The sequence below is a fragment of the Lysinibacillus sp. FSL K6-1151 genome (genome assembly GCF_038630755.1).
GTDB lineage: Bacteria > Bacillota > Bacilli > Bacillales_A > Planococcaceae > Lysinibacillus > Lysinibacillus fusiformis_D.
The window spans coordinates 2,401,108-2,422,436 of record NZ_CP152040.1; the positions used below are offsets into that span (position 1 = coordinate 2,401,108).

The following is a 21,329-nucleotide window of genomic DNA, read 5'->3' on the forward strand; positions in this document are numbered from 1 at the left end:
ACAACAAAGGGGGAGTAAAACATGGTAATACGTAGCTTATTTAGTAAAAAGAAAGGGGACGGACAGGAAAAGGGATTTCCAGAAGGACTTATGACAAAATGTCCAGAATGCCGTCACATTCAGTTAACAAAGGAATTAGAAAAAAATCATAAAGTGTGTACAAAATGCGACCATCATTTCAAAATGACTGCACAGGAGCGCGTAGCATATTTCTTAGATGAAGGTTCATTTGTTTCAATGGATGATCATTTACAAACAAGTAATCCACTTAATTTCCCTGATTATGTAGAAAAAATTTCAGTGGCTAAACAACAAACGGGATTAAGCGAAGCTGTACTAACTGGGTTAGGAACTCTTGATGGAGAAGAAATTGTTGTAGCCATTATGGATTCTCATTTCCGTATGGGCTCAATGGGCTCCGTTGTAGGAGAAAAAATCACACGTGCCGTTGAAAAAGCTATTGAATTACGTGTACCGGTTATTATCTTTACTGCTAGTGGTGGAGCGCGCATGCAAGAAGGTATTCTATCATTAATGCAAATGGTAAAAACGAGTGTGGCATTAAAACGTCATAGTGAAGAAGGACTATTATTTATTTCGATCATGACGCACCCTACATACGGTGGCGTTTCAGCAAGCTTTGCTTCTGTTGGAGATATTAATATTGCTGAACCACAAGCATTGATTGGCTTTGCTGGTCGCCGTGTCATTGAAGAAACATTAAGAGAAAAATTACCAAATGACTTCCAAAAATCAGAGTTTTTACTAGCACATGGTCAGCTTGATGCAGTTTTCCATAGGAAGGATTTACGAAACCAAGTAGCAATACTTGTAAAAATGCATACAAAAGGCGGTGTGCAACATGTCTAAAAATTTAGCTTTTGAAGAACCAGTAGTACAATTACGAGAAAAAATTGATGAATTAAAAACGATTGCTACAGAGGCAAATGTAGACATGACAGGCGAAATCGAAAAGCTTGAAACACGTCTAACACAGCTAGAACAATCTATTTATGCCAATATGAAGCCATGGGATCGTGTACAGGTTGCTAGACATCCAGAACGACCAACAACTTTACAATATATAGAAGCTATGTGTGAAAACTTTATTGAGTTACATGGAGATCGTACATTTGGTGATGATGCAGCTATTCTTGGAGGAATTGCTCTCTTTGAAAGACAGCCCGTAACAATTGTTGGACATCAGCGCGGAAAATCAACTAAAGAAAATATTAGACGAAATTTTGGTATGCCACACCCTGAAGGATATCGTAAGGCATTACGCTTAATGAAGCAAGCTGAGAAATTTAAGCGCCCAATTATTTGTTTTATTGATACAAAAGGAGCCTATCCGGGTAAGGCAGCCGAGGAACGCGGCCCAAGTGAAGCCATTGCTAGAACTCTCTCTGAAATGGCGATTCTAACAGTACCAGTTATTAGTATTGTTATTGGGGAAGGCGGAAGTGGAGGTGCCATTGCATTAGGGGTAGCTAATCGCGTCTTTATGTTAGAGAACTCAACGTATTCGGTTATCTCGCCTGAAGGGGCTGCATCGATCTTATGGCGAGATGGTAGCCTAGGGAAGCAAGCTGCAGAAGCAATGCGGATAACAGCACCTGACTTAAAAGAGCTTGACGTTATTGATGGAATAATCCCTGAAATAACGGGTGGAGCACACCGCAATGTTGTGAAGCAAGCATTTTATATAAAAGAATGTATAAGCGTCACACTAAAAGCATTGAATTCCCTAAATGGCGAACAATTAATTGAAGATCGCTATGAGAAATTCAGAAAGATTGGACAATATACAGAAGCTTAAATTCATTTTTAGGTTTTTGGACATGTGAATTTGTTCGTAAAGAGAGAAAAATTGTTTCTTAGATAAATTAATATCCCAATGATGGAAGAAAAAAGAGTTGTATTTTGTAATATAGTTTGAGAAAAATAATTTCGCATTTAAATAAAACCCACGCATTTTGATAAAAGTTTGATCAAAATGCGTGGGTTTCTTCTATAAAAAATCAACGTTTGCAACAAAATCAAACTTTATTCCAAACCAATATGAGCTAATATCGATTCTATTTAGAAAATCGTAAATTAAAGCCTAAAATATACAAAAGGTAATTATAATAATTCGATATTAAAATAATCGTTTTTTATCAATCATTTTCAAAAGTTTAGACTTTGATGTCTATGTACAAGTCATTTCGTCTCACTATTATTAGTATACTTTTCAATGAAACATAACTTCCTATAATTTATATTATGTAAACTAAAATTATTTGGCGTGGAGGAGGGCTTAGACACGTCAACTACCCATAAGCTGTTGTATATATGGACAAAACTGTCTCCCCCTTTAGTGAATTTGTTTAATTGGCAAGATTTATACTGCATATACTGTTTAAGGTAACTTCAACTCCACACGTTTTGACGCTTATTCATCATCTGATAAATAAGCTGTTATTGAACGAACTTGTTCGTAGCCAGTTGCCATTAAAAATGTTGGAGCGCGTCCATAACTTTTAGCTCCGACTATATAGAAGTCCTTTTCTGGTTGGCGCAGAATTTTTTCTCCATGCGCTCTTACTGTGCCACAACTATGCTTCACCACCATAGGCTTCTGCTACAAATTTTTTACGCATAATCCACACTAGCTTTGTTGCAGTATTCTCTGCTTGTAATTCAGCGAGTACCAATAATGTATTACTAGCCGAATGACCACCACCAATAACTGCAATTTACTTATTGACATATCTCTTAGTCTTCTTATTAATGTATAGGATACCATATTCAATGTGATCTACTAATGCTTTTTCATTTTATAGCCCTCCCCCTGTAGAATTTGCTGGGTTTGGATTTCCCCATGCACCCGTTGCATAACAGCTCTCGCTTCAATAATCAGGAAATCTTAGTAAAAGATGTTTACAAACAACTTAAAGAAAGATATACTTACAAAGTAAACAAAAATTCTTAAGGAGGTCGAATGAAATGATCGTTAAATTAATGTCATTGGTAGCTACAACTTCAGTAAAAATGAAAATCACACATTCGACCAGATCGGAATGGATCGCTTAAGTTTTTTGTAATTAAGCATACCCATACCGCAGGGAGAAGTGTGCCCCTGCGGTATTTTTGTGCCTTTTTTTACCGTAGAGGAGTCTCTCTACGGTTTTTTTCATTTTTCATGGTAATTTAAGGAGGTGATAATAAATGATATTAAACATTTTTGCTCTCACGATAACTATTACAAAACGTAAGATCTCTCGTGAGCAAGCACTTCATAATGAAAATGTGAAAAAAATCTTTGAAGAGAACCAAAGAAAAATTGAAAGTTATATTCGTATTCGTCAATATTAATTTTGTTAATTAAAAAACAAGAAAGGTGGGAATTGAAATGATTTATATGATTAAAAGACGTCATGCAGTTTTATGGCTGGAGAAAGACACAACCACCAGATGAAGTAATATAAAGTGACAAATAATCACAGTAAAGCTAACCCGTTCTAATCTAGGACGGGTTGCTTTAGGAGTCACTTTTTAAGCGATGTTTTATACATACAACTTGATGTAATTTAAGAAAATGCTGAATTCCTCGATACTAAAATTGAACTTGGCAATTTTTATCTTAATTCCATTATTCCGTTAGCCATCCATGTAGCGCAAAAACAGCGCCCCATTGTGGAAGATCATAAGCAGATGTCTTCTTAAATTAAAGCCCTCGTTAGTTTAAGATAGTACATAATTATGATACGGTTCACCTTAATGTAGTTAGTTTCCATTATATATCCTTACCAGCGATTTATCGCTATTTTCATTAAGACAACGTATAATAAGAGAAGCAGAAGAAAAAGAATTCATTTTTCCTCTAGTTAAAAAAAGAGGTGCAATTATTTGAAACAGTTTGAAACAGCATTACCTGAGCAGTATGAAACATTAAAAAAACAGGCAAATTATACGTCTAGCTGGCGAGAGCGTTTAGACGCAGTCGAAAAGTTATCGGCTTATCAACATGACAAAATCATAGATTTATTAATAAATCGTATGCAACATGATACTGTCTACAAGGTGCAAGTAGCAGCCTATGAAGCACTTGCGGCGCTTGGCGAAGACGTAGAGAAGCCATCACCTGCACGTTTTGATATTATTAAAGGAACAGACAAAATTTTCCTGCGGGTTAAAAAGAGCTTGCCGAAGGATCATACCGTGGCAGATTTTGCGGATAAACTAAAACGTATGCGTTTAGATGTCTTTGATGCGTATGAAGGCGACAAAGGTTTACAATTTATGAACTGGTTAGAGGAACGTTGGGCAAAACTGTAATCAGTAGTTTTGCGATTTATGAAGGAAAGTCATTCTCTCCACTTGTGGAGGGAATGACTTTTTCTTATCTTACGCTGCGGTTCATCGAAATTAATATTAACTTGTATTACTTCTTTTCTTTGATCATCTATCTTTATTGTTTAATGATAAAACAAACACCTTAACGATTTTCTTTAAATATGTTACTCAAGAAAACGGCCCGATTGTGAAGTAACAAGTTAAACAACACTCTTCAACTAAACTGCCCCGTTAGTACAATAATAAAGAAAAAGATGGTTGCCTACCCTACCCAACTTGAAGTCGTTGCAAGTTCAAAAAATGTTGGCAGATGACATTTAAAATTTTCTTAGAAATTAATCAAATAGCCTCCATTTTTAGAGAGCTATTATTTATCAATATATTAAAAAAGGGTAACCTATCACCCATAGAACCCCTCCAATTTCTTTTTACAATCATTTTATTCAGATAACACACTCTGCATAATTACTATCGTAGCCCTTTGCATAAAAAGCTGTAGAAACAATATTCAAAGGAAAATCCAAGAAATGTTAGTTTAACAGCATTTCTTGGATTTCGGTTTCTTTCCAAACTTTCATTTGATATTGTTATTAAACGTTTACTAGTGGATAAAAATTATTAATCTTGAGATAGGTGTAACCAATCAAGGAAACCAAAAGGACTGTCTCCGTTGAAGAAGTATCATTTAAATGCAATGATTCAACTACTTTTTAATATTTATTACTTTGTATCCAATAAATAAAATTAAAAACCAAACTGGGGCGACATATAGAGCAACACGCATATCTGGAATAAACGCCATTAACACAATAACCATTAATAAGAATGCAATGGCAATGTACGTAGAAAGTGGATAAAGCGGAATTTTGAATTTCAGTTCAGCTACTTCCTCTTTCGTTTTTGACTTTCTAAATCTCAATTGTGCTAATAAAATAATCATCCAGCTTGTAATGACTGCAACCGTCGCAACAGCAGAAATATAGATAAACACTTTTTCAGGTACTATATAGTTTAAGACAACCGCCATTAATAATACCGCTGAAGAAAATAAAACTCCTCTATGCGGACTACCGTTTTTGCTTACTGTTTTAAAATATTTCGGACCATTTTTTTGTACCGATAAGTTGTGTAGCATACGCCCTGAACCGTATAAACCACTATTAAATGCAGACATTGCTGCTGTAATAACAACAAAGTTAATAATGTGAGCCGCAGCAGGGATGCCGACATAATCGAAAATTTGAACGAACGGGCTACCTTCTGAACCAACTTCATTCCAAGGATAAATAACCATCATAACGCCTAATGCACCAATATAGAAAATTAAAATACGCCAAACGATATTGTTAATAGCTGAAGGAATGGATTTGCTAGGATTTTTAGCTTCGCCTGCAGAAATACCAACTAATTCAACCCCACCAAATGAGAACATAACCAATACTAGTGACATTAAAATACCATGGAAACCGTTTGGCATGAAGCCACCGTGTGCCCATAAATTATCGAAGCCAATTGCTTCACCATGGTTGCCAACACCGAAGAAAATAATGGCTAATCCTAGAACGATCATACCGATAATCGCAACAACTTTAATCATCGCAAACCAGAATTCGAATTCTCCGTAAGCTTTTACATTTGCTAGGTTTACAAGCGTCATAATAACAAGGACTACAAGAGCAGTTACCCATTGTGGAATATCAGGGAACCAGTAGTTAATGTATACACCGACTACTGTTAATTCTGCCATGCCAACGACAATCCACATGAACCAATACGTCCAACCGGATAAGAACCCCGCAAAGCGTCCTAAATATTTATTCGCGTACGTGCTGAACGAGCCTGATACTGGTTCCTCTACTGCCATTTCTCCTAATGCACGCATAATTGTGAAAATAACTAATCCACCAATTAAATAAGCTAGTAGAATAGATGGTCCAGCCATTTGAATTGTTGAACTAGAGCCATAAAATAAACCGACCCCAATTGATCCACCAAGTGCAATTAATTGCATGTGACGAGTACTTAATCCGCGCTTTAGCTGTGAATCTTGATGATTATCTTTCATAATGTCTTACTCCTAATACGTTTAGATTTTCAAATACTTGCTCAAAAAAGGAATAAAAAAACGCCCTTTTGGATTAACCAAAAGGACGATTCAACTCGTGTTACCACCTTTAATTTATAAGCAATTCACATTACTTACCTTAAGAAGTACGGTCATTTGACGATACTCTCGCACATGATTACGGGTGCTTACCGACGTAGCCTACTTAGAATAATCTTTTCGGTACGCAGCTCCAAGATGAATTCCCAATCGTTTTACATGCACCTCTCATCAACCGGTAACTTTCTGTTCGTAAAAATAATTGATACTATTTCTTTTCATAGCCTTTGTTCTATACAAATATTTTTGAATTATTTTTCATTTTACACAAAAAAAAATATTTTGTCAATAAAATTTTTCAATTAAAGCTATAAAGCATAATATAACAAGAATATTTGATATGAATCATACATATATTGATTTTAATATTTCATTAAAACAGAAGTCTATTATGATCCTAAGAAGGATTTATAATATATGCGAGAATTATCTATAAAGATAGGATGATGACAATTATTGAAAAATCGGTTCTTGCTATGGTTATTTTACGTGTATTGTCTGGAAGTATTGAAGTAAGTGCTGGCTTATTGATGCTAAAGTTGAATAATTTAGAAAAAGCATTCTATATTAATACAATGCTTGCATTGGTTGGTCCAACAGCTTTAATCGTAACGACAGCAATTGCACTATTTGGACTAGCTGATAAAATTCCTGTGACGAGAATCATTTGCTTATTTACGGGAATAACACTTATTATTATTAGCTCACATATTAAGTAATATAGTCATTCCGCGTTCTAATGCTAATTAAACTCTTTCTTACAAACATCACATTTATGAGGCATACCTTTTCGCCCTTTTTAAACAATATCTTTTAGATTATTTAGTTTGCTGTAGCGTGTGACGACGCTGCGTTTTTTTTTTATGTATAAGTAACCACTACCTGCACAAATTTATATTAAGTGTATCGCACGCACTTATTCGGTTGTGGCGTTGGTTGACCGCCACAACCTCCCTCATTCAGGGTCACCGTAACTCAGTGACCCTTTTCTAATTTCTATTGTCAGATTGTTTAGTAACATTACACTGCATCAGGCAGTTTTCTACTTGAATAAAGAATGCATCTATAAAGCAATTTCTTTCGGCTTAACATCGATCAACAATATTTCTTGACCTCTACCCATGTTGATAAATAAGTTCTTCTATCTTTGTTTTTGTCAGTTGTACTCTGCCTTGCCTAGTTCCAAAAACCCCTTAAATTATCGATTGCCAGTAAATTGAACTTTTGTCTGACTATTACCTTTATACACAACTCTTCTAGCGCTTCTCTTCTTTGCTGCATCAGCTTCGCTAATCGTGCCTATTATACTTTACTTCATTACCAAACAACGCTTGCCTCAGCTCTAAAAAATGATGAAATTTGATTTTCTATACCCCTATTTTTTTTGATTCCGTATATTGCAGAAGTAATTTTAGAAGTAACAAATGTTTATTACGTTACCACCATATAAGAATATAGAATCTAAGGATTAAATTTCCACTCCAAAGACAATTTGTCCAAGACTTATTGTCTTTAAATAAAAAAGCCCAAAACTATTAGTCCATTGTTAAGATAAATAGTTTTGGACAAAATATTTAACAATCCTTACAAATTGCTCATGTACTACTCTTTTATAAACAACTATGAATTAACGGATTCGAGCCTTACGGAATCCATCGAAGATACTGAGTGTTGCAGATAAAATGAATACGATGATGACGCCGACGACTATCCATATTTCCAATTGCTTAGTTGTTATGGTAAATAATTTACTCATGTACGTTATAAATTCTTGGTTCATTAAATTTGGATTGCTTAAGATAACAATGAATACAATGGTTGCGAATAGTTCAACAATAGTATTAAAGATTGCCATTTTTTTCGTCCATTGTCCTTTCAATAATTTGTAGAGAGCTAACCCAATTTCGAGAGCGATGACAGCGATAACAATTGGCCAATAACGAAGTAAAACATCCTGATTGAAAGCGGGTGTTACGAAGTTGAGGCCATCACCACCGCCTTCATATATACCTACAAGGTGATTTGCATAAAAATAAAGAGTTGCCCAAATCGCCGTCCACATTAAATAGCCAAATACTTCAAGCTTCGTAATCGCTTTTTTCTTTGGAATATAAATAATGTTTTTCAAATCTTCAGGGGTCCATTTTGTTAGGTTTGCTGACAACGGATGCTGATCTTTTCCTTTATCTGTTCGTTCAATAATGACGAATACGAGTGTTAGCCAGAAAAAGACATGTATTCCTACTTCGATGATTCTCCATATTCCTTCACCCATAATCGTGAGGACGGCATTAATAATCACTTCTTCCCCACCAAAACCAATAAAGTATTCGGCAATAATCGAAATTAACGCAATGACAGCGGCAATTGGGACAATCATTTTTAATAACGATAAATATACATCAAAATAGCGTGGACCAATTAAATGCATTGGTTGATCTCGATAACCACTCGCTAATGCTGCTGGGTTCCCTAATTTTTCAAGTACATCCTTTACATCATCCTCACTGTAATCGTCAGGTAGCATATCCTCAATGGTTGATCGTAACTCAAGTGCGATATCCTCACGATTTTTTTCAGGCAGCCTCCGAGTGACCTCTTGAATATAAATCTCAGTCAGATTCATCTTGATCATCATCTCCTTGTAATAACTCATAAAGTTCTTTTGAATTGTTAATCCATTCTCTTTTTAATTGCAAAAATACCTCTAATCCATAGTCACTTAATACATAATACTTACGCGGTCTACTCTCTGATGTATCCCAGCTGCTCGTCACTAACTCTTGTTTTTCTAAACGGCGAAGCAATGGATATAAGGTACTTTGATCGATGTTAATGCCCGCTTCCTCTAATAATTGAACAAGTGAATACCCATACTGGGGTGTTCGTAATTGACTTAAAACGGCTAATGTCAGCGTTCCTCTCCTAAGTTCTGTCGTTAATGAATTCAGTAACGTACTCATTCACTCACCTCAATTCCACTTACTATATGACATACACTGTATAACTTATACTATGTATCGTACACTATTATTGTTACAACAACAAGCAAATTCAAATACCCTTGTAAGAAATAACATGAAAATGATTTAAAAGAGTGCATAAAAACAATGTTTATATTCTTTGTTAAGAAAACTAAAAAAGCCCAATTTCTCTGAATTGTAGGAGAGAAATTGGGCTTTGACTGCTACACAAAACTTGCCGAACTGTTGCATAAGATAGTCGAGCTTAGTTTAAAATGATCAGTCCTTATATAAAATTATAGAAATGATAGATAAATAGCATACGTGATTCGGATCGTCCTGGCTTCATCTAGTCAATATTAAACATTTTTGTGGAAGTCCATAGTTAGTTCAGTGTGATAGCAAACTCCGAGTTCGGCGCACCAGCAAATACAACCGTTCCATTCTTCGGTAGCTTTACTTTGTTATTGCCGCTTACAACGGTAAAATTCACGCATACGCCCTTCTCATCATAAACCGCAAACGAACTGTTCGATGACAATTCCACGTTCATTGTTTTCCCAGCTATCGCTTGTGGGATCGTAAACCATTTCGCATGTCCTTTTGCTTGCAAAGTTACTTTGGATGACTGCCCTGTATAAAGCGGTTTTACGTTAGTTCCACTTACGTATAAAAATCCGGACATTTCCATATATTCATTCCCGCCTTCCGTATAGAAACGAGTCTCTGTCATATCACGGCCATTCATCACTGGGATTTGAAGCTGATGCGCCGACATGTTTGGACCTATAATTTTTCTGCCCTCCCAATAGCCCGCTAGGTCTTCCTGACGATTAATTTGTTTGGTAAGCAGCATTGGTACGAGATATTGAGCAGAACTATATTTTTCGTTCACAAGATAGAACTTCACGCCCTCCCGTTTCTTCCATGCAGCAGCAGTCTCCTTCGATAGTACATTGTCTTCAAGCTTCTCAGCTAAATATTGAGTCATCGCAACTTGCCCAAAACCTGGTGCTGTTTGATAGGTGCTCTCTTTTAAATAAGTACGTCCGTTCTTCTCAGTGACAAAGTTGAGCTTGGATGTACCCTCCTCATTAATAAAGCTTCCGTCCGCAGTATATACATACTTTTCTTCGGGATTAAGGGATAAGAACAGTTTTCCGTTCTTCATAATTTCAAGTTTGAAATGACTGAAACTATTCCCGTAAAAGCCTGCTTTCTCTACTAAATCTTGAGGCATCTGAGTCGTTACTGGCTTGCCAAAGGATTTGTTTGGCTTAATATCCTTAATTGTGCCCTTCTCTTTAAGTGCAGCAAGCAGTAAGTCAGTCGCCATCAGTTGATTTGTAACACTACTACCGCTGGATGACACCACAGCAGCGGCCATCTTCTGTTCTGGTAGAACGACCAGTGTCGCATGTTGTAATATTGTGTCACCGCCCTTAGCCAAACCCTTTATCCCATATTCACTAAATGGATATAGTTTCACACTATCCCATCCAAGACCATAGTTGAAAATATTATCTCCATCCTCTGGCCACATTCCTTTTTTATATTCCTCTTGCTCCATAGCCTTGACTGCCTTCTCAGAGAGAATCTCTTTTCCCAGTCCCATAAACAATTGTGAGAACCTTACCATATCTTCTGCTGTCGAAGAAATCCCTCCCGAACCAATCAAATTCACTGATTCAATAGGAAGTTGCCCTTGATAGGATGGAAAATAAAGTTCAGCCCGTTTATCGTCTGCCCATTTATCCTGCGATGTTTTCGTATTATTGAGCTCTAGGGGCTCTGTAAAACGTTGATGAAGAAATTCGGTGAAGCTCATACCGCTAACTCTTTCCACCAAAATCTCGGCCAGCGTATAGCCGTCATTACAGTATACTGAGAACGCGCCAGGGTCTGCCTTTAAGCTCTGGTTTGACAACTGCTGTAACAAGGTATCATGGACATAGGTATCATTATCTTTAAATAAAATTGCATTACTATACACAGTTCCTTGTAAGCCGGAGGAATGGTTCAACAGCATACGCGGTGTAATGCGTTTGTATCGTTCATCCTTCATCTTAAAATCAGGAAGATAGTTAACAACAGGAGTATCTAAATCGACTTTTCCTTCATCGACCAATTTCATCATAGCCGCTGCTGTATACACTTTACTGACCGATCCAATTCCATATTGGGTATCTTTGGTTAGAGACTGTTCCCCTTTTAAATTGTCCTTGCCTTTCTGTCCCGACAAAATTAGCTTGCCATTATCAATTAACGCATATTGCACGCTAGCCGTCCCATAGGATTCCGTGAGTAGCGTAGCCTTCTCTGCTGCAATCTTCTCCAGTTTTTGATTAGCTACAACTTGATTAGCTACAACTGTAGTCTTATTGTTAGAAAACGCCATTGCCCCTGTTGGCAGGAACATCGTTAGCGCTAATGTAGCAGCTAATACCCCAGATAGTTTACTTTTCATAACAGAATTTCCTCCTTAGATAAGCAATTGATTTCATCGCTTACGGTTATTTGGACCAAAGAGTTCTCTTTGTTGTCCTTATTAGCAGTATACTTCAATAAAACCAAATTTAGGAAAAATAAAGTAAACAAAAGGGAAAATTTATAGCAACTGCCTTTCATTTATTAAAGGATGAATAACTGTATTATAGTTAATTTACCAGTACATAACATTTCAGACGTTAGTCTGAAGACAAGTAATGAGATAAATTGTATATTTTATTTATACTTTTTAACTATAAAAGTATTAGGAAAAATCCTAGACAACCATTACGTATAGATAAAAAATACTACTAAAACGTTCAAGTACATTTATTTGTACAAAACTATACGTAATGCGTTTGTTCTATTGGCATCAGAAAAATTATCAATCTGTATAAATTAAAGTCCAATGATTTTTTCATGTCGTTTTAGCTTTATGCAAATATTCAGACCGTTGACTAAATTTATCTGTCAATCATTGATGTTGCTAAATTGGGGCATTGTATTAAACATTTATTAATGAAGGGATATAAAAGTGTGTCGAGGTGATTTCTATGAAAAAGAAAATGCATTTTACAATTTTAAGTAACGATTCAACAGACGGAGATGGCGGTTACGGAGTAGGAACCCTTGATTTAAATAATGTAACGTCGATTATTATAGATTGTGAAAAAGAACAGGTGTTTATAGATTTAGAAGCCTTACATGGACGAAGTATAATCGAGAAAAAAGTTCGTTTTTCCTCTGATTTAGCTCATGCTAGTGACGATTATTATCGTTATTGGATAGTTTGGGTAGCTATTCAAATTTCTCAAAATGGTCCTTATTATGCGGGATGTACTGCAAGTGAAGTACGGGTATCAAAAGAAGTACGACGTATTAAACTTGGCTATAAATCTTTGCCAGAACAAGTAAATTATTTAGATAAGGCACTTAAAGGGAAAGTTCTCTTGAAACATGTAGATAGTAATTCAAAAAAACTACTTTATCAGTTTTTATCTGAATTTAATGAAGAGTATTGGAAATACTCACCTGAAGAATTAAAACAACAATTGTCTGGATGGGAGGATTTATAATGGCATTTGTAATTACAGAATTATGTAGAGATGAAAAAGCGGCTGTCTGTTTGGATGTCTGTCCAGTAAATTGCATTGTTATGACAGATACCCAATATGTAATTAATCCTGATATTTGTATTGATTGTGGAGCTTGTGAATTAGTTTGTCCAGTAGAAGCTATTTTTTTTGAAGATGAATTGCCTGCTGAATATGATTCAGCAACCCTGCTAGCTCTCAATCATTTTCGAAACTAAAATGGATTAGGATTTTATACTTCATATCATAATAGTGCCGTTTGCCCAAAACACCCTCCAGACTTTTTTCACCTTTATAATATTATGCTAAGCAATTTCCTATCTAAAAAAAGTCGGATTCCTAGACAATAAGAAATCGACTTTTTTATATGGCTATTTACAATACCTGCAAACTAATAGTCGTTCGCATGAATGAATTATTAGGTACAACAATAAGGAAAAATATTTAAAAATGCTGGTTTCCTTTTACCCATCTTAACGCTAGGGTTCAAAACCCTTCTGGCTAATGAAAAGTTCTTCTTCCGAAAAATACTGCCTCATTCGTTTATAAACCATTTGATAGACGGATGGATGATACCATTCTTCCATTTCCAGTTTTCTATATAGCGCCTGTAAGCCCATCTTGTGTGTGCGTTTACCACCGCGTCCGTCCCCCATAAAATAATCGTCAATACATAATCGGTTAACCAAGGGACGCAATATTTCTGCAAATCGCTCAGTACTTGGTAGTAAGGGGGCGATGGCAACCTGTGCAGGAATACCAAATTCAGCAAGCTGTTGGAGTGTTTTAAGCCTTGCTGAAATAGGTGGAGCATAGGGCGTAAAATGCTTGTGAATATCTTCCCTATCCGTCTCTATGGTCATACTTACCCGCACTTTATCTTTTAAAAGTTGCAGTAAATCGATATCTCGACTTACAAGTGGGCTTCTAGTCTGTACTAATAGGAAGTCAGGAGGATTCTCTACCATAACTTCAAGTAAAGATCGCGTCACTTTTTCCTTATGTTCTATTGGTTGATACGGATCTGTACTTGATGACATAAAAATGGTTACATTCCCTTTTGCTTTGGCCCGATGGAGTTCCTTTTGTAATACATGCGCAGCTCCGTTTTTAACATCGACCCAATGCCCCCACTCACCTTCCCTGAAAAGAGATACAGGCATTTCGCGAACATAACAATAGGAACAGCCAAATGAACAGCCTGTATAGGGATTTAGTGAATGCGTATAGCCAGACAGAAAGCCAGTTCCTTTATTTAGAATGGTTTTCGGATTTTTATAGAATATTTCATGTTTCATAATGGCCCCCATTCATTGTACGGCAATAATTATTCATTATTTGATGAAGCTCGCTTTTCAAGATCCAGGAGCAATGTCTTCATTTCTAATCCACCCCGATAGCCAGTTAAAGAGCCATTCTTCCCTGTTACGCGATGGCACGGTACCGTAAGTAATACTGGATTAGCCCCAATAGCCGCTCCTACAGCACGAACAGCAGCTGGTTTATTTATAGCATTGGCAATATCGGAATAGGATTTCGTCTGCCCATAAGGAATTTCACAAAGTGCATCCCAGACGGCTTGCTGAAATGGCGTACCTACGTACTCAAATGGAACAGTAAAGGTTTTCCGTTTTCCTTCTAGATACTGAGTAATTTCAACAACATAAGGTGCAAGCATTTCATCATCTTCCACAAGAGTACTTCCTGGAAAGCGTTTTTTTGTCCATTCGACTAATTCCTCGAATGGTTTGTTCTGTGAACCTACAAAGACAAGCCCCTTTGAAGTTGACGCAATATATAATTGCCAATCCTTGAACTTTAGTAAAGACCAATATAGACTTGAATTATTCTTTGTTTCCATTATACTTCTCCTCCACTTTACTCATTTGACGAAATTGTGCTGGCGTCTGTCCCGTTTTCTTTTTAAATAAAGTAATAAAATAAGGCGTATTAGCCATCCCCACACATAAAGCAATATCTCCAATCGCTTTATTTGACTGAATCAAATACTTTTTAGCTACGTGTACTCTAACTTCCTGTATATATTCAACTGGCGTCATGCCTTTGATCTTTTTAAATGTTCGATGCATATGATACGGACTTCCATGACAAATATTTGCTAACGATTCTAGCGTTAATTTTTCTGTGAAATTTTTATCAATGTATTCCGTAATTACATCCACCCACTCGCTATCAGGCAGATTTTCATTAGTGGGCTTGCAACGTTTACAAGGGCGAAAATTTGCTTGGAGGGCTTGTTCTGCGTTTGAAAAAATGCATACATTTTCTTTTTTCGGAACGCGAGATTTACAGGATGGTTTACAAAATATCCCTGTCGACCTTACAGCGTAGAAAAATTGGTTATTGTACGCTGCATCATTATTTATAATGGCTTGCCACTTTTCCTCTGTTATCATTTCTACTTCATTTATCATTCTAGGATGATGGCTCTCTCGATGTCCGTTATCGATACTATCCGACATTTATCTCACCTCTCCTTACAATATACTCTCTATAAATTCAGAATGGACAATTCTAGGAATAGAATAGCAAGATATTGAAGTTTAATTTTTACTTAGAATCGTGAAAAATGATTCCAAGTCCGTAGCGTTCTCCAGCAGTAACTGTGCTTACTCCGTGACGAACCGTATTTTTGTAATATCCTTTTTTACCTAAAACAGGTCGATGGTGAGTAGGAAAGATTAGCGCACTGCCTTGTTCTAAAGTAATGACATGCCCTCTACTCTGAGCACGCGGAATTTGTTCCACTAATAGAGATTCACCACCACAAAAGTCTTGATCTCGTTGATTTAATAAAAATACTACTTGAAACGGGAAAAATATATCACCATATAAATCTTGATGTAAACAATTAAATCCGCCTGTTTCATACTTTAATAGTAAAGGTGTTGGTCTCGTTTGATTATACTCTTCACAGGTGTTCAAAAAATCTTGAAGTTGTTCTGGATACTGTTCTGTCTTCTTTAAATAGCTCAGCCACCGATTAGCTGTTTTTGCTAATGCCAAATAAAAAGCCTCTCTTAAATGTTGGATGATGTCAGGTAATGGATAAGAAAAATATTTGTACTCCCCATTCCCAAAGCGATATCTCGTCATATTGATTGTCGTTCTGTATGACTCTTCCACACCATACATGTCTATGAAGAATTCACACTCCTCCTTTGTTAAAATCACAGGAAGCTTTGCAAATCCTTGCTCATCTAATTCATGTTGAATGGTCTCCCAATCTAAGCTCTCAACACGTGTTTTTATATGTTGGACCATTTTTATACCCTCCTTTACATTCCTGATAACTAACACTATAACCTCATAAATAGAAAAAAATAAGGAGTTGAGAATGTAAGAGCAAGATATCAAAATTAGTAAGGGCTATGGTGTGATTGTTATTACATTACCTACAATTTTCGATATGATTGCAAACCTAGGCGATCTAACAAGGGGGAAATTGAATGCATATATGAAATAGAGAAAGATATCATGACAAAAGCTATAGCCAATGGGGAAATTTGGACCTTAGTATAGGTAAGCGTAATAAATAATAAAACATCACTGAATCTCTTCTTTAAAAAATACGGAAAAGCATAGATATCTTTATGCACTCTTCTTCAATAAGCAAGAGATGTATTGACAGTATTTTCTATTATATATATATTTAGGTTGAATAGATTAATCATCAAAAAATGGAGGGATTTTTTTGAGAAAAACATTGATTTATTTTCTAGGATTCGTTTTGTTTTTATCTTTCTTTGGTTCTGAAGTAAAAGCTACGGAAAGGGTTGATAGTAAAACATTAGAGATAATAGATGGAACAACACTTAACTCAAAGGAATTGGAAGACCTACTTAACTCAAATAAAGAGTTTACTGTTGAATTATCAGACCAACAGGTAGCTGAGCAATATGCAAAAATAAAAAGCGTTACAATTCAAGAAGCTTACTCTAAATTAGCTGAATATAACAAACTTGATACCTTTTCTCCAAAGGCAGAGTCCTGTTCATGGTTTGGAACAAATACGGAAATCCCGATTTTCGGAAAAACTTACAGACCCCTCTTACAAGTATATGTACAGATATGTAGCTCAGGCGGCACACCAAAATATATTAATACAAACCAAGCACCGCTTTTACAAGAATTTGTAGCTAATCCAATCTCTTTTTCAGGCACAATCAAAGTGGAACTTCATAATGGACATTTCTTATTCCTAATCAATGGAAATTTTTATAATTCAACTTCAACCACTCATACTGGTACAATAGGAGTTGGAAACATTTTCACTGCATCCTACTCTGTTGCTTCTTCAAGTAGTTTTTATGCATCATTAACAACAGGTCTAACAAAACGTGATGTTTTAGGTTATTAACCCATTTTTCACCATTATCGGAGGCTGGTCCATGAAAAAAATACTTTCTATTATTACGCTAGCTACTCTTTTGATAATAGTCGGCTGTGATACTAACATATCAAATAACCAAATGTATAATGGGAATGATTTAAAAGTCGGGATTATCGGTCCATTTCCTGATTTTAGTGAGGAAAAAGTTGTCTTTGAAAAAATAACTTTTGATGATTTGAAAGGAAACACACAAAAAATTTCACACGACTTAGACGCTGTAATTATAACTAAAGAATTTCTTTCAGAAGCAGATGATGACCAATACGTTACTGTTTATAATGAATTAGAAATTCCGACGTTCTTTATGCAATCAACTAAGGCTCACATTCCTTTTGTCAATGAGGGAGTGGATTATGATACATTTATTGACATCCAACCCTTGAGTTATGCAACTGGTTATTTAAATACCTCAACTGATAAAGAAATCAAGTATGAAACTTGGAGGTATGAGCTTATCGATCATAAAGAGAACAATTCGAACATACAAGAGTTGTATTCAAGAATTTTTAAAACGATTGATTCACTTAAATAGAAAATGTATTCAAAATCATGGTGACATCCAATATCTGCATTCTATATAAATATACGAGGAATATAAAGAATTGGTCTTATAATATCCATGTCTAAGATACAATAAAAAGAGATTAAGGAACCTGAAGCTGGTTGGTGCTGCGTCCCGATTGTTAGACACATACTAACAATTGGAGGTGCTGTTTTTCTATGGGAAAATTTAAGCAGCAAAGAAAGAGAAATCGAGAAGTCAACAAATGTAGATCATAAACCCCTTTATTCATAATTTTTTACTTTCAACATGAATATCCACGCTAGGGTTCGTAACTTTTTTCGCTATTGAAAAGTGCATCTTCCGAAAAATACTGTCACATTCATTTATAAACCATTTGATAGATGGTTGGTACCTTTCCCCATATCGATATCTCGTCATATTAACACTATAACCTGATAAATAAATAGAAAAAAATAAGGAGTTAAGAATATAAGAGCAAGATAACAAAATTAGTAAGGGCTATGATGTGATAAAGTAAAATTACTCTTAATAGGACGAGGAGAATGAAAAGTGACATGGTATGAAGTCAATGATGATATTGTTATTACATTACCTACAATTTTCGACATGAATGCTAACCTAGGTTATTTAACAAGGGAAAAAAATGAATGCATGTACGAAATAGAGAACAATATTATGACAAAAGTTATAACAATTGGGAAAATTCAATCCTTAGTACAAATAAGCATAATCAATAATAAACAAATGGTGATTCAATTCCTAAATGATTCTAAACCTATTGAAAAGTGGAAGCGGCAAGAAATTGTAACATATATTCATGAATGGTTTGATCTCGATAATGATTTAACGTCATTTTATGAAATGGCAAAAGCAGACCCATTACTTAAAATACCTGTCCAAAAATTTTATGGATTACGAGTAATCGGCATTCCCGACTTATTTGAAGCTTTATGCTGGGGAGTTTTAGGCCAACAAATTAACTTAGCCTTCGCGTACACCTTAAAGAGGCAATTTGTAGAAAAATTTGGCGATTTCATTGAATGGAATGGTAAAAAATATTGGGTGTTCCCTTCATACGAACGAATTGCACAATTAACCCCTGCTGGCCTAGCAAATATTAAAATGACGGTGAAAAAAAGTGAATATATCATTGGCATTGCGAAATTAATGGCAGGTGGAGAATTATCGAGGGAAAAATTAATGGAAATGGACTTTAAAGATGCTGAAAAAAGCTTAATGAAAATACGAGGAATCGGCCCTTGGACAGCCAATTATGTTTTAATGCGCTGCCTCAGGTTCCAAACAGCCTTTCCAATCGATGATGTAGGACTTATTAATTCGATAAAACTATTACAAAATATGAATCGAAAGCCGACAAAAGATGAAATCATGGAATTATCGATACCGTGGAAAAACTGGGAATCCTACGCTACCTTTTATTTATGGCGTGTCCTTTACTGAATAAGTTTAAGATGAGAACAATTATAAAGAGCATGCTTTGAAACAAATGAATCAAAACATGCTCTTTTCAACTATTCTTTGCGAGCTTTCATATAATCACAGGCTCTATTATCTTTCATATAATTACAGGCTCTATTATAAATGTAAATCTATCCTACAATTCATCAATAATATCAATGTGTTACTATGGTAAACTCTCCACGATTTCCTCGTTGGAAGCCCCATCATGCTTTATGAAAAGTTTTCTTGTAAATGCACTAACTGCTAAACTCACTACAATATTAACGCCTAATGCAAGGAACCCAATGTTGATATCTTGTATAAATGTTGGCCAATTCGGGAAAAGGGTACTTAGATTTGCGCCTGTAGCGGCTTGCCAACCTACAATCATAACGCCAACAATTATCCCAGCGAACACACCTTGTAACGACAGTGGATTTTTTTTCATGAAACTACAAACAACAGCAGGTGCAAATTGTGTAACTAATCCATATCCCATTAAGAATAATAGAGTTATAGCACCACCACCACTAAAAGTAAAATAAAGGGCAATTAGGGCAACCAATGGAACCGTATAACGAGCAATAATACCAATTTGTCGATCCGTAATTTGAGGACGAAACGGCTTTATTATATTTTTTGCAAAAAGTGTAGCTGCAGACATCAAAATTAATGAGCCTGGAACAATTGCCGTTAACAGCCCTGCTGCTCCAATAAAGCCTACTATTACTGGGCTAAACGTTTGTGTGGAAATTTTGAATAATGCTAAATCAACATCGCCTCCCGATAAATTCGGGACTTGTAGAATAGCTGCTGCTCCGGTAAATAGGACAAATAATATAAATAATGCATAGATAGGTAGAATAATCGCATTTCTTCTTAGGGCATTTCCACTTTTAGCTGAAAAAGTAGCAACAAAGGTGTGGGGCCACATATAAAATCCTAATGATGTCAGCATCATTGTTGAAACATACCAAGACGCACTTAAACCTGAGTCTGGAAGCGTTAAGAACCCTGGATTTGTGGCTTCAATAGCTTCCCACATTGGTTGAATACCACCATAATAATGAAATGGTAAGTAGATTCCTAGAAATAAAACAACACCAAGTATAAGGAAGTCTTTAATGACTGCTGTCCAAGCTGAGCCATGAATACCTGAAACCATAACATAGACAATCATCGCAATGGTTCCAATCCAAATCGTGATTTTGGAGTCAATGGCTCCATAAGAAGCTTCAGAAACAATAATGCCAAGACCTTTCAATTGAATGATTAAATAAGGAATTAAAGCCGCCAAACCGACTATTGCTACAACCATTCCAAGCGCTTTACTTTTATATGCCTTCTCAAAAAAATCAGATTGAGAAAGTAAATTATGTTTCTTTCCATAGCTCCATATTTTTGGCGTTAACCAGTAAGCAATGACATAGTTCAGCATCATGATGTTGTAGAATGCTGCTCCACCTTTTCCATACATCCAACCACTTATCCCTAAAAATGCACTTGTAGTATAAATTTCTCCGGCCATTAGCAAGAAAATGAAAATAGAGCCAAAACCTCGACCGCCAACACTCCATTGCTCTAGACTCATATCCTTCCCTCTACTCGCCATAATGCCTAAAATTAATGCAATTCCTAAAAACACAGCAATAATACCAATAGATATTGTCATGTTACTCCACCTCTGCTTTGACGTCTGGATTTAAGCGATGTACTAAAAGCATGATACCTGTCCCTAATAAAATCCAAAGAACCATCCAAAATAACAAAAGCGGAAGTCCCAAGATATAAGGTTCGGTACTTTTAATAAAGGGAACTCCCAAAGGCATTCCAAAGTATGCAATGAATGATAGTAAATAACAAAGTCTTTTTCGAGTCATTT

The 21,329-nt window shown here is 35.8% G+C and carries 20 protein-coding genes, 1 pseudogene and 1 other annotated feature; of the genes and pseudogenes, 10 read left to right on the forward strand and 11 right to left on the reverse strand.

From position 1 onward, the window contains the following. Positions 1 to 21 precede the first annotated feature (21 nt). Positions 22 to 870 (forward strand): acetyl-CoA carboxylase, carboxyltransferase subunit beta, encoded by an 849-nt coding sequence (gene accD, locus MHI04_RS11655; protein WP_342534846.1) that lies wholly within the window; start codon positions 22 to 24, stop codon positions 868 to 870. Then, entirely contained in the window at positions 863 to 1,819 is a 957-nt protein-coding gene (locus MHI04_RS11660; RefSeq protein ID WP_342534847.1) for an acetyl-CoA carboxylase carboxyltransferase subunit alpha, read from the forward strand. Before accD ends, MHI04_RS11660 begins: the two co-directional genes overlap by 8 nt. Positions 1,820 to 2,401: 582 nt before the next feature. On the opposite strand, the pseudogene MHI04_RS11665 reads toward MHI04_RS11660, so the two are convergent. After that, a pseudogene (locus MHI04_RS11665) lies at positions 2,402 to 2,899 on the reverse strand (flavoprotein); the annotation flags it as partial. A gap of 311 nt (positions 2,900 to 3,210) precedes the next feature. On the opposite strand from MHI04_RS11665, the gene MHI04_RS11670 reads away from it, so the two are divergent. Both MHI04_RS11670 and MHI04_RS11675 read left to right on the forward strand, forming a co-directional pair. Further along, a complete protein-coding gene (locus MHI04_RS11670; RefSeq protein WP_080717122.1) occupies positions 3,211 to 3,357 on the forward strand; it encodes a YrzI family small protein in 147 nt (48 codons plus the stop codon). Positions 3,358 to 3,891: 534 nt separating this feature from the next. Then, entirely contained in the window at positions 3,892 to 4,320 is a 429-nt protein-coding gene (locus MHI04_RS11675; RefSeq protein ID WP_342534848.1) for a HEAT repeat domain-containing protein, read from the forward strand. A gap of 721 nt (positions 4,321 to 5,041) precedes the next feature. Here the strand turns inward: MHI04_RS11675 and MHI04_RS11680 are convergent. Next, complete coding sequence (locus MHI04_RS11680; RefSeq protein WP_058843558.1) at positions 5,042 to 6,403, reverse strand: amino acid permease; 1,362 nt, start codon at positions 6,401 to 6,403, stop codon at positions 5,042 to 5,044. 78 nt (positions 6,404 to 6,481) lie between these two features. Continuing rightward, positions 6,482 to 6,733, reverse strand: a binding site (T-box leader). Positions 6,734 to 6,945: 212 nt separating this feature from the next. Here MHI04_RS11680 and MHI04_RS11685 point away from each other — a divergent pair. Continuing rightward, positions 6,946 to 7,221 (forward strand): YqhV family protein, encoded by a 276-nt coding sequence (locus MHI04_RS11685; RefSeq protein ID WP_058843557.1) that lies wholly within the window; start codon positions 6,946 to 6,948, stop codon positions 7,219 to 7,221. Positions 7,222 to 8,129: 908 nt separating this feature from the next. On the opposite strand, the gene MHI04_RS11690 is transcribed toward MHI04_RS11685, so the two are convergent. From MHI04_RS11690 to MHI04_RS11700, 3 genes are all read right to left on the reverse strand, one after another. Continuing rightward, positions 8,130 to 9,128: a hypothetical protein gene (locus tag MHI04_RS11690; RefSeq protein WP_342534849.1), complete on the reverse strand. Its 999-nt coding sequence runs from the start codon at positions 9,126 to 9,128 to the stop codon at positions 8,130 to 8,132. Then, the gene (locus MHI04_RS11695; RefSeq protein WP_036126229.1) at positions 9,115 to 9,465 is read right to left on the reverse strand and encodes a PadR family transcriptional regulator; all 351 of its coding nucleotides are present in this window, start codon (positions 9,463 to 9,465) and stop codon (positions 9,115 to 9,117) included. Before MHI04_RS11695 ends, MHI04_RS11690 begins: the two co-directional genes overlap by 14 nt. A gap of 385 nt (positions 9,466 to 9,850) precedes the next feature. Next, entirely contained in the window at positions 9,851 to 11,932 is a 2,082-nt protein-coding gene (locus tag MHI04_RS11700; RefSeq protein ID WP_036126227.1) for a serine hydrolase domain-containing protein, read from the reverse strand. Between the two features lie 574 nt (positions 11,933 to 12,506). Here MHI04_RS11700 and MHI04_RS11705 point away from each other — a divergent pair. Then, positions 12,507 to 13,028 carry a YwhD family protein gene (locus MHI04_RS11705; protein WP_342534850.1) on the forward strand — a complete coding sequence of 174 codons (522 nt, stop codon included), beginning with the start codon at positions 12,507 to 12,509 and terminating at the stop codon, positions 13,026 to 13,028. Beyond that, positions 13,028 to 13,264: a ferredoxin family protein gene (locus tag MHI04_RS11710; RefSeq protein WP_036126223.1), complete on the forward strand. Its 237-nt coding sequence runs from the start codon at positions 13,028 to 13,030 to the stop codon at positions 13,262 to 13,264. Before MHI04_RS11705 ends, MHI04_RS11710 begins: the two co-directional genes overlap by 1 nt. A 261-nt stretch (positions 13,265 to 13,525) precedes the next feature. On the opposite strand, the gene MHI04_RS11715 is transcribed toward MHI04_RS11710, so the two are convergent. The 4 genes from MHI04_RS11715 to MHI04_RS11730 all read right to left on the reverse strand — a co-directional run bounded on the left by MHI04_RS11715 (position 13,526) and on the right by MHI04_RS11730 (position 16,331). Continuing rightward, entirely contained in the window at positions 13,526 to 14,344 is an 819-nt protein-coding gene (locus MHI04_RS11715; RefSeq protein WP_342534851.1) for a radical SAM protein, read from the reverse strand. A 29-nt stretch (positions 14,345 to 14,373) separates the two neighbouring features. Next, positions 14,374 to 14,907, reverse strand: coding sequence for a methylated-DNA--[protein]-cysteine S-methyltransferase (gene adaB / locus MHI04_RS11720; protein ID WP_036126218.1), 534 nt, complete (start codon positions 14,905 to 14,907; stop codon positions 14,374 to 14,376). Further along, positions 14,891 to 15,529, reverse strand: a complete 639-nt coding sequence (locus MHI04_RS11725) for a bifunctional transcriptional activator/DNA repair enzyme AdaA (RefSeq protein WP_271913498.1) — start codon at positions 15,527 to 15,529, stop codon at positions 14,891 to 14,893. The genes adaB and MHI04_RS11725 overlap by 17 nt, the downstream gene beginning before the upstream one ends. Before the next feature lie 88 nt (positions 15,530 to 15,617). Continuing rightward, complete coding sequence (locus MHI04_RS11730) at positions 15,618 to 16,331, reverse strand: 2OG-Fe(II) oxygenase (RefSeq protein WP_036126214.1); 714 nt, start codon at positions 16,329 to 16,331, stop codon at positions 15,618 to 15,620. Between the two features lie 430 nt (positions 16,332 to 16,761). Here MHI04_RS11730 and MHI04_RS11735 point away from each other — a divergent pair, with 430 nt between their 5' ends. The 3 genes from MHI04_RS11735 to MHI04_RS11745 all read left to right on the forward strand — a co-directional run bounded on the left by MHI04_RS11735 (position 16,762) and on the right by MHI04_RS11745 (position 19,447). Then, on the forward strand, positions 16,762 to 17,427 hold the full coding sequence (locus MHI04_RS11735; RefSeq protein ID WP_036126212.1) for a hypothetical protein: 666 nt from the start codon (positions 16,762 to 16,764) through the stop codon (positions 17,425 to 17,427). A 31-nt stretch (positions 17,428 to 17,458) separates the two neighbouring features. Continuing rightward, positions 17,459 to 17,992, forward strand: a complete 534-nt coding sequence (locus MHI04_RS11740; RefSeq protein ID WP_342534852.1) for a hypothetical protein — start codon at positions 17,459 to 17,461, stop codon at positions 17,990 to 17,992. A 543-nt stretch (positions 17,993 to 18,535) separates the two neighbouring features. Continuing rightward, positions 18,536 to 19,447: a DNA-3-methyladenine glycosylase gene (locus MHI04_RS11745; protein WP_342534853.1), complete on the forward strand. Its 912-nt coding sequence runs from the start codon at positions 18,536 to 18,538 to the stop codon at positions 19,445 to 19,447. Between the two features lie 184 nt (positions 19,448 to 19,631). Here MHI04_RS11745 and MHI04_RS11750 read toward each other — a convergent pair whose 3' ends face one another. Together MHI04_RS11750 and MHI04_RS11755 are read right to left on the reverse strand one after the other, a co-directional pair. Further along, complete coding sequence (locus tag MHI04_RS11750) at positions 19,632 to 21,119, reverse strand: sodium:solute symporter (RefSeq protein WP_036126203.1); 1,488 nt, start codon at positions 21,117 to 21,119, stop codon at positions 19,632 to 19,634. A gap of 1 nt (position 21,120) precedes the next feature. Continuing rightward, positions 21,121 to 21,327: a DUF3311 domain-containing protein gene (locus tag MHI04_RS11755; RefSeq protein WP_036126201.1), complete on the reverse strand. Its 207-nt coding sequence runs from the start codon at positions 21,325 to 21,327 to the stop codon at positions 21,121 to 21,123. Positions 21,328 to 21,329 lie beyond the last annotated feature (2 nt).

What these genes read in the sequence shown, in the direction of transcription:
- MHI04_RS11710 (WP_036126223.1), top strand. Translation starts at nt 13,028, where the DNA reads ATGGCATTTGTAATTACAGAATTATGTAGAGATGAAAAAGCGGCTGTC.
- MHI04_RS11685 (WP_058843557.1), top strand. Translation starts at nt 6,946, where the DNA reads ATGATGACAATTATTGAAAAATCGGTTCTTGCTATGGTTATTTTACGT.
- accD (WP_342534846.1), top strand. Translation starts at nt 22, where the DNA reads ATGGTAATACGTAGCTTATTTAGTAAAAAGAAAGGGGACGGACAGGAA.
- MHI04_RS11755 (WP_036126201.1), bottom strand. Translation starts at nt 21,327, where the DNA reads ATGACTCGAAAAAGACTTTGTTATTTACTATCATTCATTGCATACTTT.
- adaB (WP_036126218.1), bottom strand. Translation starts at nt 14,907, where the DNA reads ATGGAAACAAAGAATAATTCAAGTCTATATTGGTCTTTACTAAAGTTC.
- MHI04_RS11705 (WP_342534850.1), top strand. Translation starts at nt 12,507, where the DNA reads ATGAAAAAGAAAATGCATTTTACAATTTTAAGTAACGATTCAACAGAC.
- MHI04_RS11715 (WP_342534851.1), bottom strand. Translation starts at nt 14,344, where the DNA reads ATGAAACATGAAATATTCTATAAAAATCCGAAAACCATTCTAAATAAA.
- MHI04_RS11680 (WP_058843558.1), bottom strand. Translation starts at nt 6,403, where the DNA reads ATGAAAGATAATCATCAAGATTCACAGCTAAAGCGCGGATTAAGTACT.
- MHI04_RS11695 (WP_036126229.1), bottom strand. Translation starts at nt 9,465, where the DNA reads ATGAGTACGTTACTGAATTCATTAACGACAGAACTTAGGAGAGGAACG.
- MHI04_RS11670 (WP_080717122.1), top strand. Translation starts at nt 3,211, where the DNA reads ATGATATTAAACATTTTTGCTCTCACGATAACTATTACAAAACGTAAG.
- MHI04_RS11660 (WP_342534847.1), top strand. Translation starts at nt 863, where the DNA reads ATGTCTAAAAATTTAGCTTTTGAAGAACCAGTAGTACAATTACGAGAA.
- MHI04_RS11730 (WP_036126214.1), bottom strand. Translation starts at nt 16,331, where the DNA reads ATGGTCCAACATATAAAAACACGTGTTGAGAGCTTAGATTGGGAGACC.
- MHI04_RS11725 (WP_271913498.1), bottom strand. Translation starts at nt 15,529, where the DNA reads ATGTCGGATAGTATCGATAACGGACATCGAGAGAGCCATCATCCTAGA.
- MHI04_RS11690 (WP_342534849.1), bottom strand. Translation starts at nt 9,128, where the DNA reads ATGAATCTGACTGAGATTTATATTCAAGAGGTCACTCGGAGGCTGCCT.
- MHI04_RS11750 (WP_036126203.1), bottom strand. Translation starts at nt 21,119, where the DNA reads ATGACAATATCTATTGGTATTATTGCTGTGTTTTTAGGAATTGCATTA.
- MHI04_RS11740 (WP_342534852.1), top strand. Translation starts at nt 17,459, where the DNA reads ATGAAAAAAATACTTTCTATTATTACGCTAGCTACTCTTTTGATAATA.
- MHI04_RS11700 (WP_036126227.1), bottom strand. Translation starts at nt 11,932, where the DNA reads ATGAAAAGTAAACTATCTGGGGTATTAGCTGCTACATTAGCGCTAACG.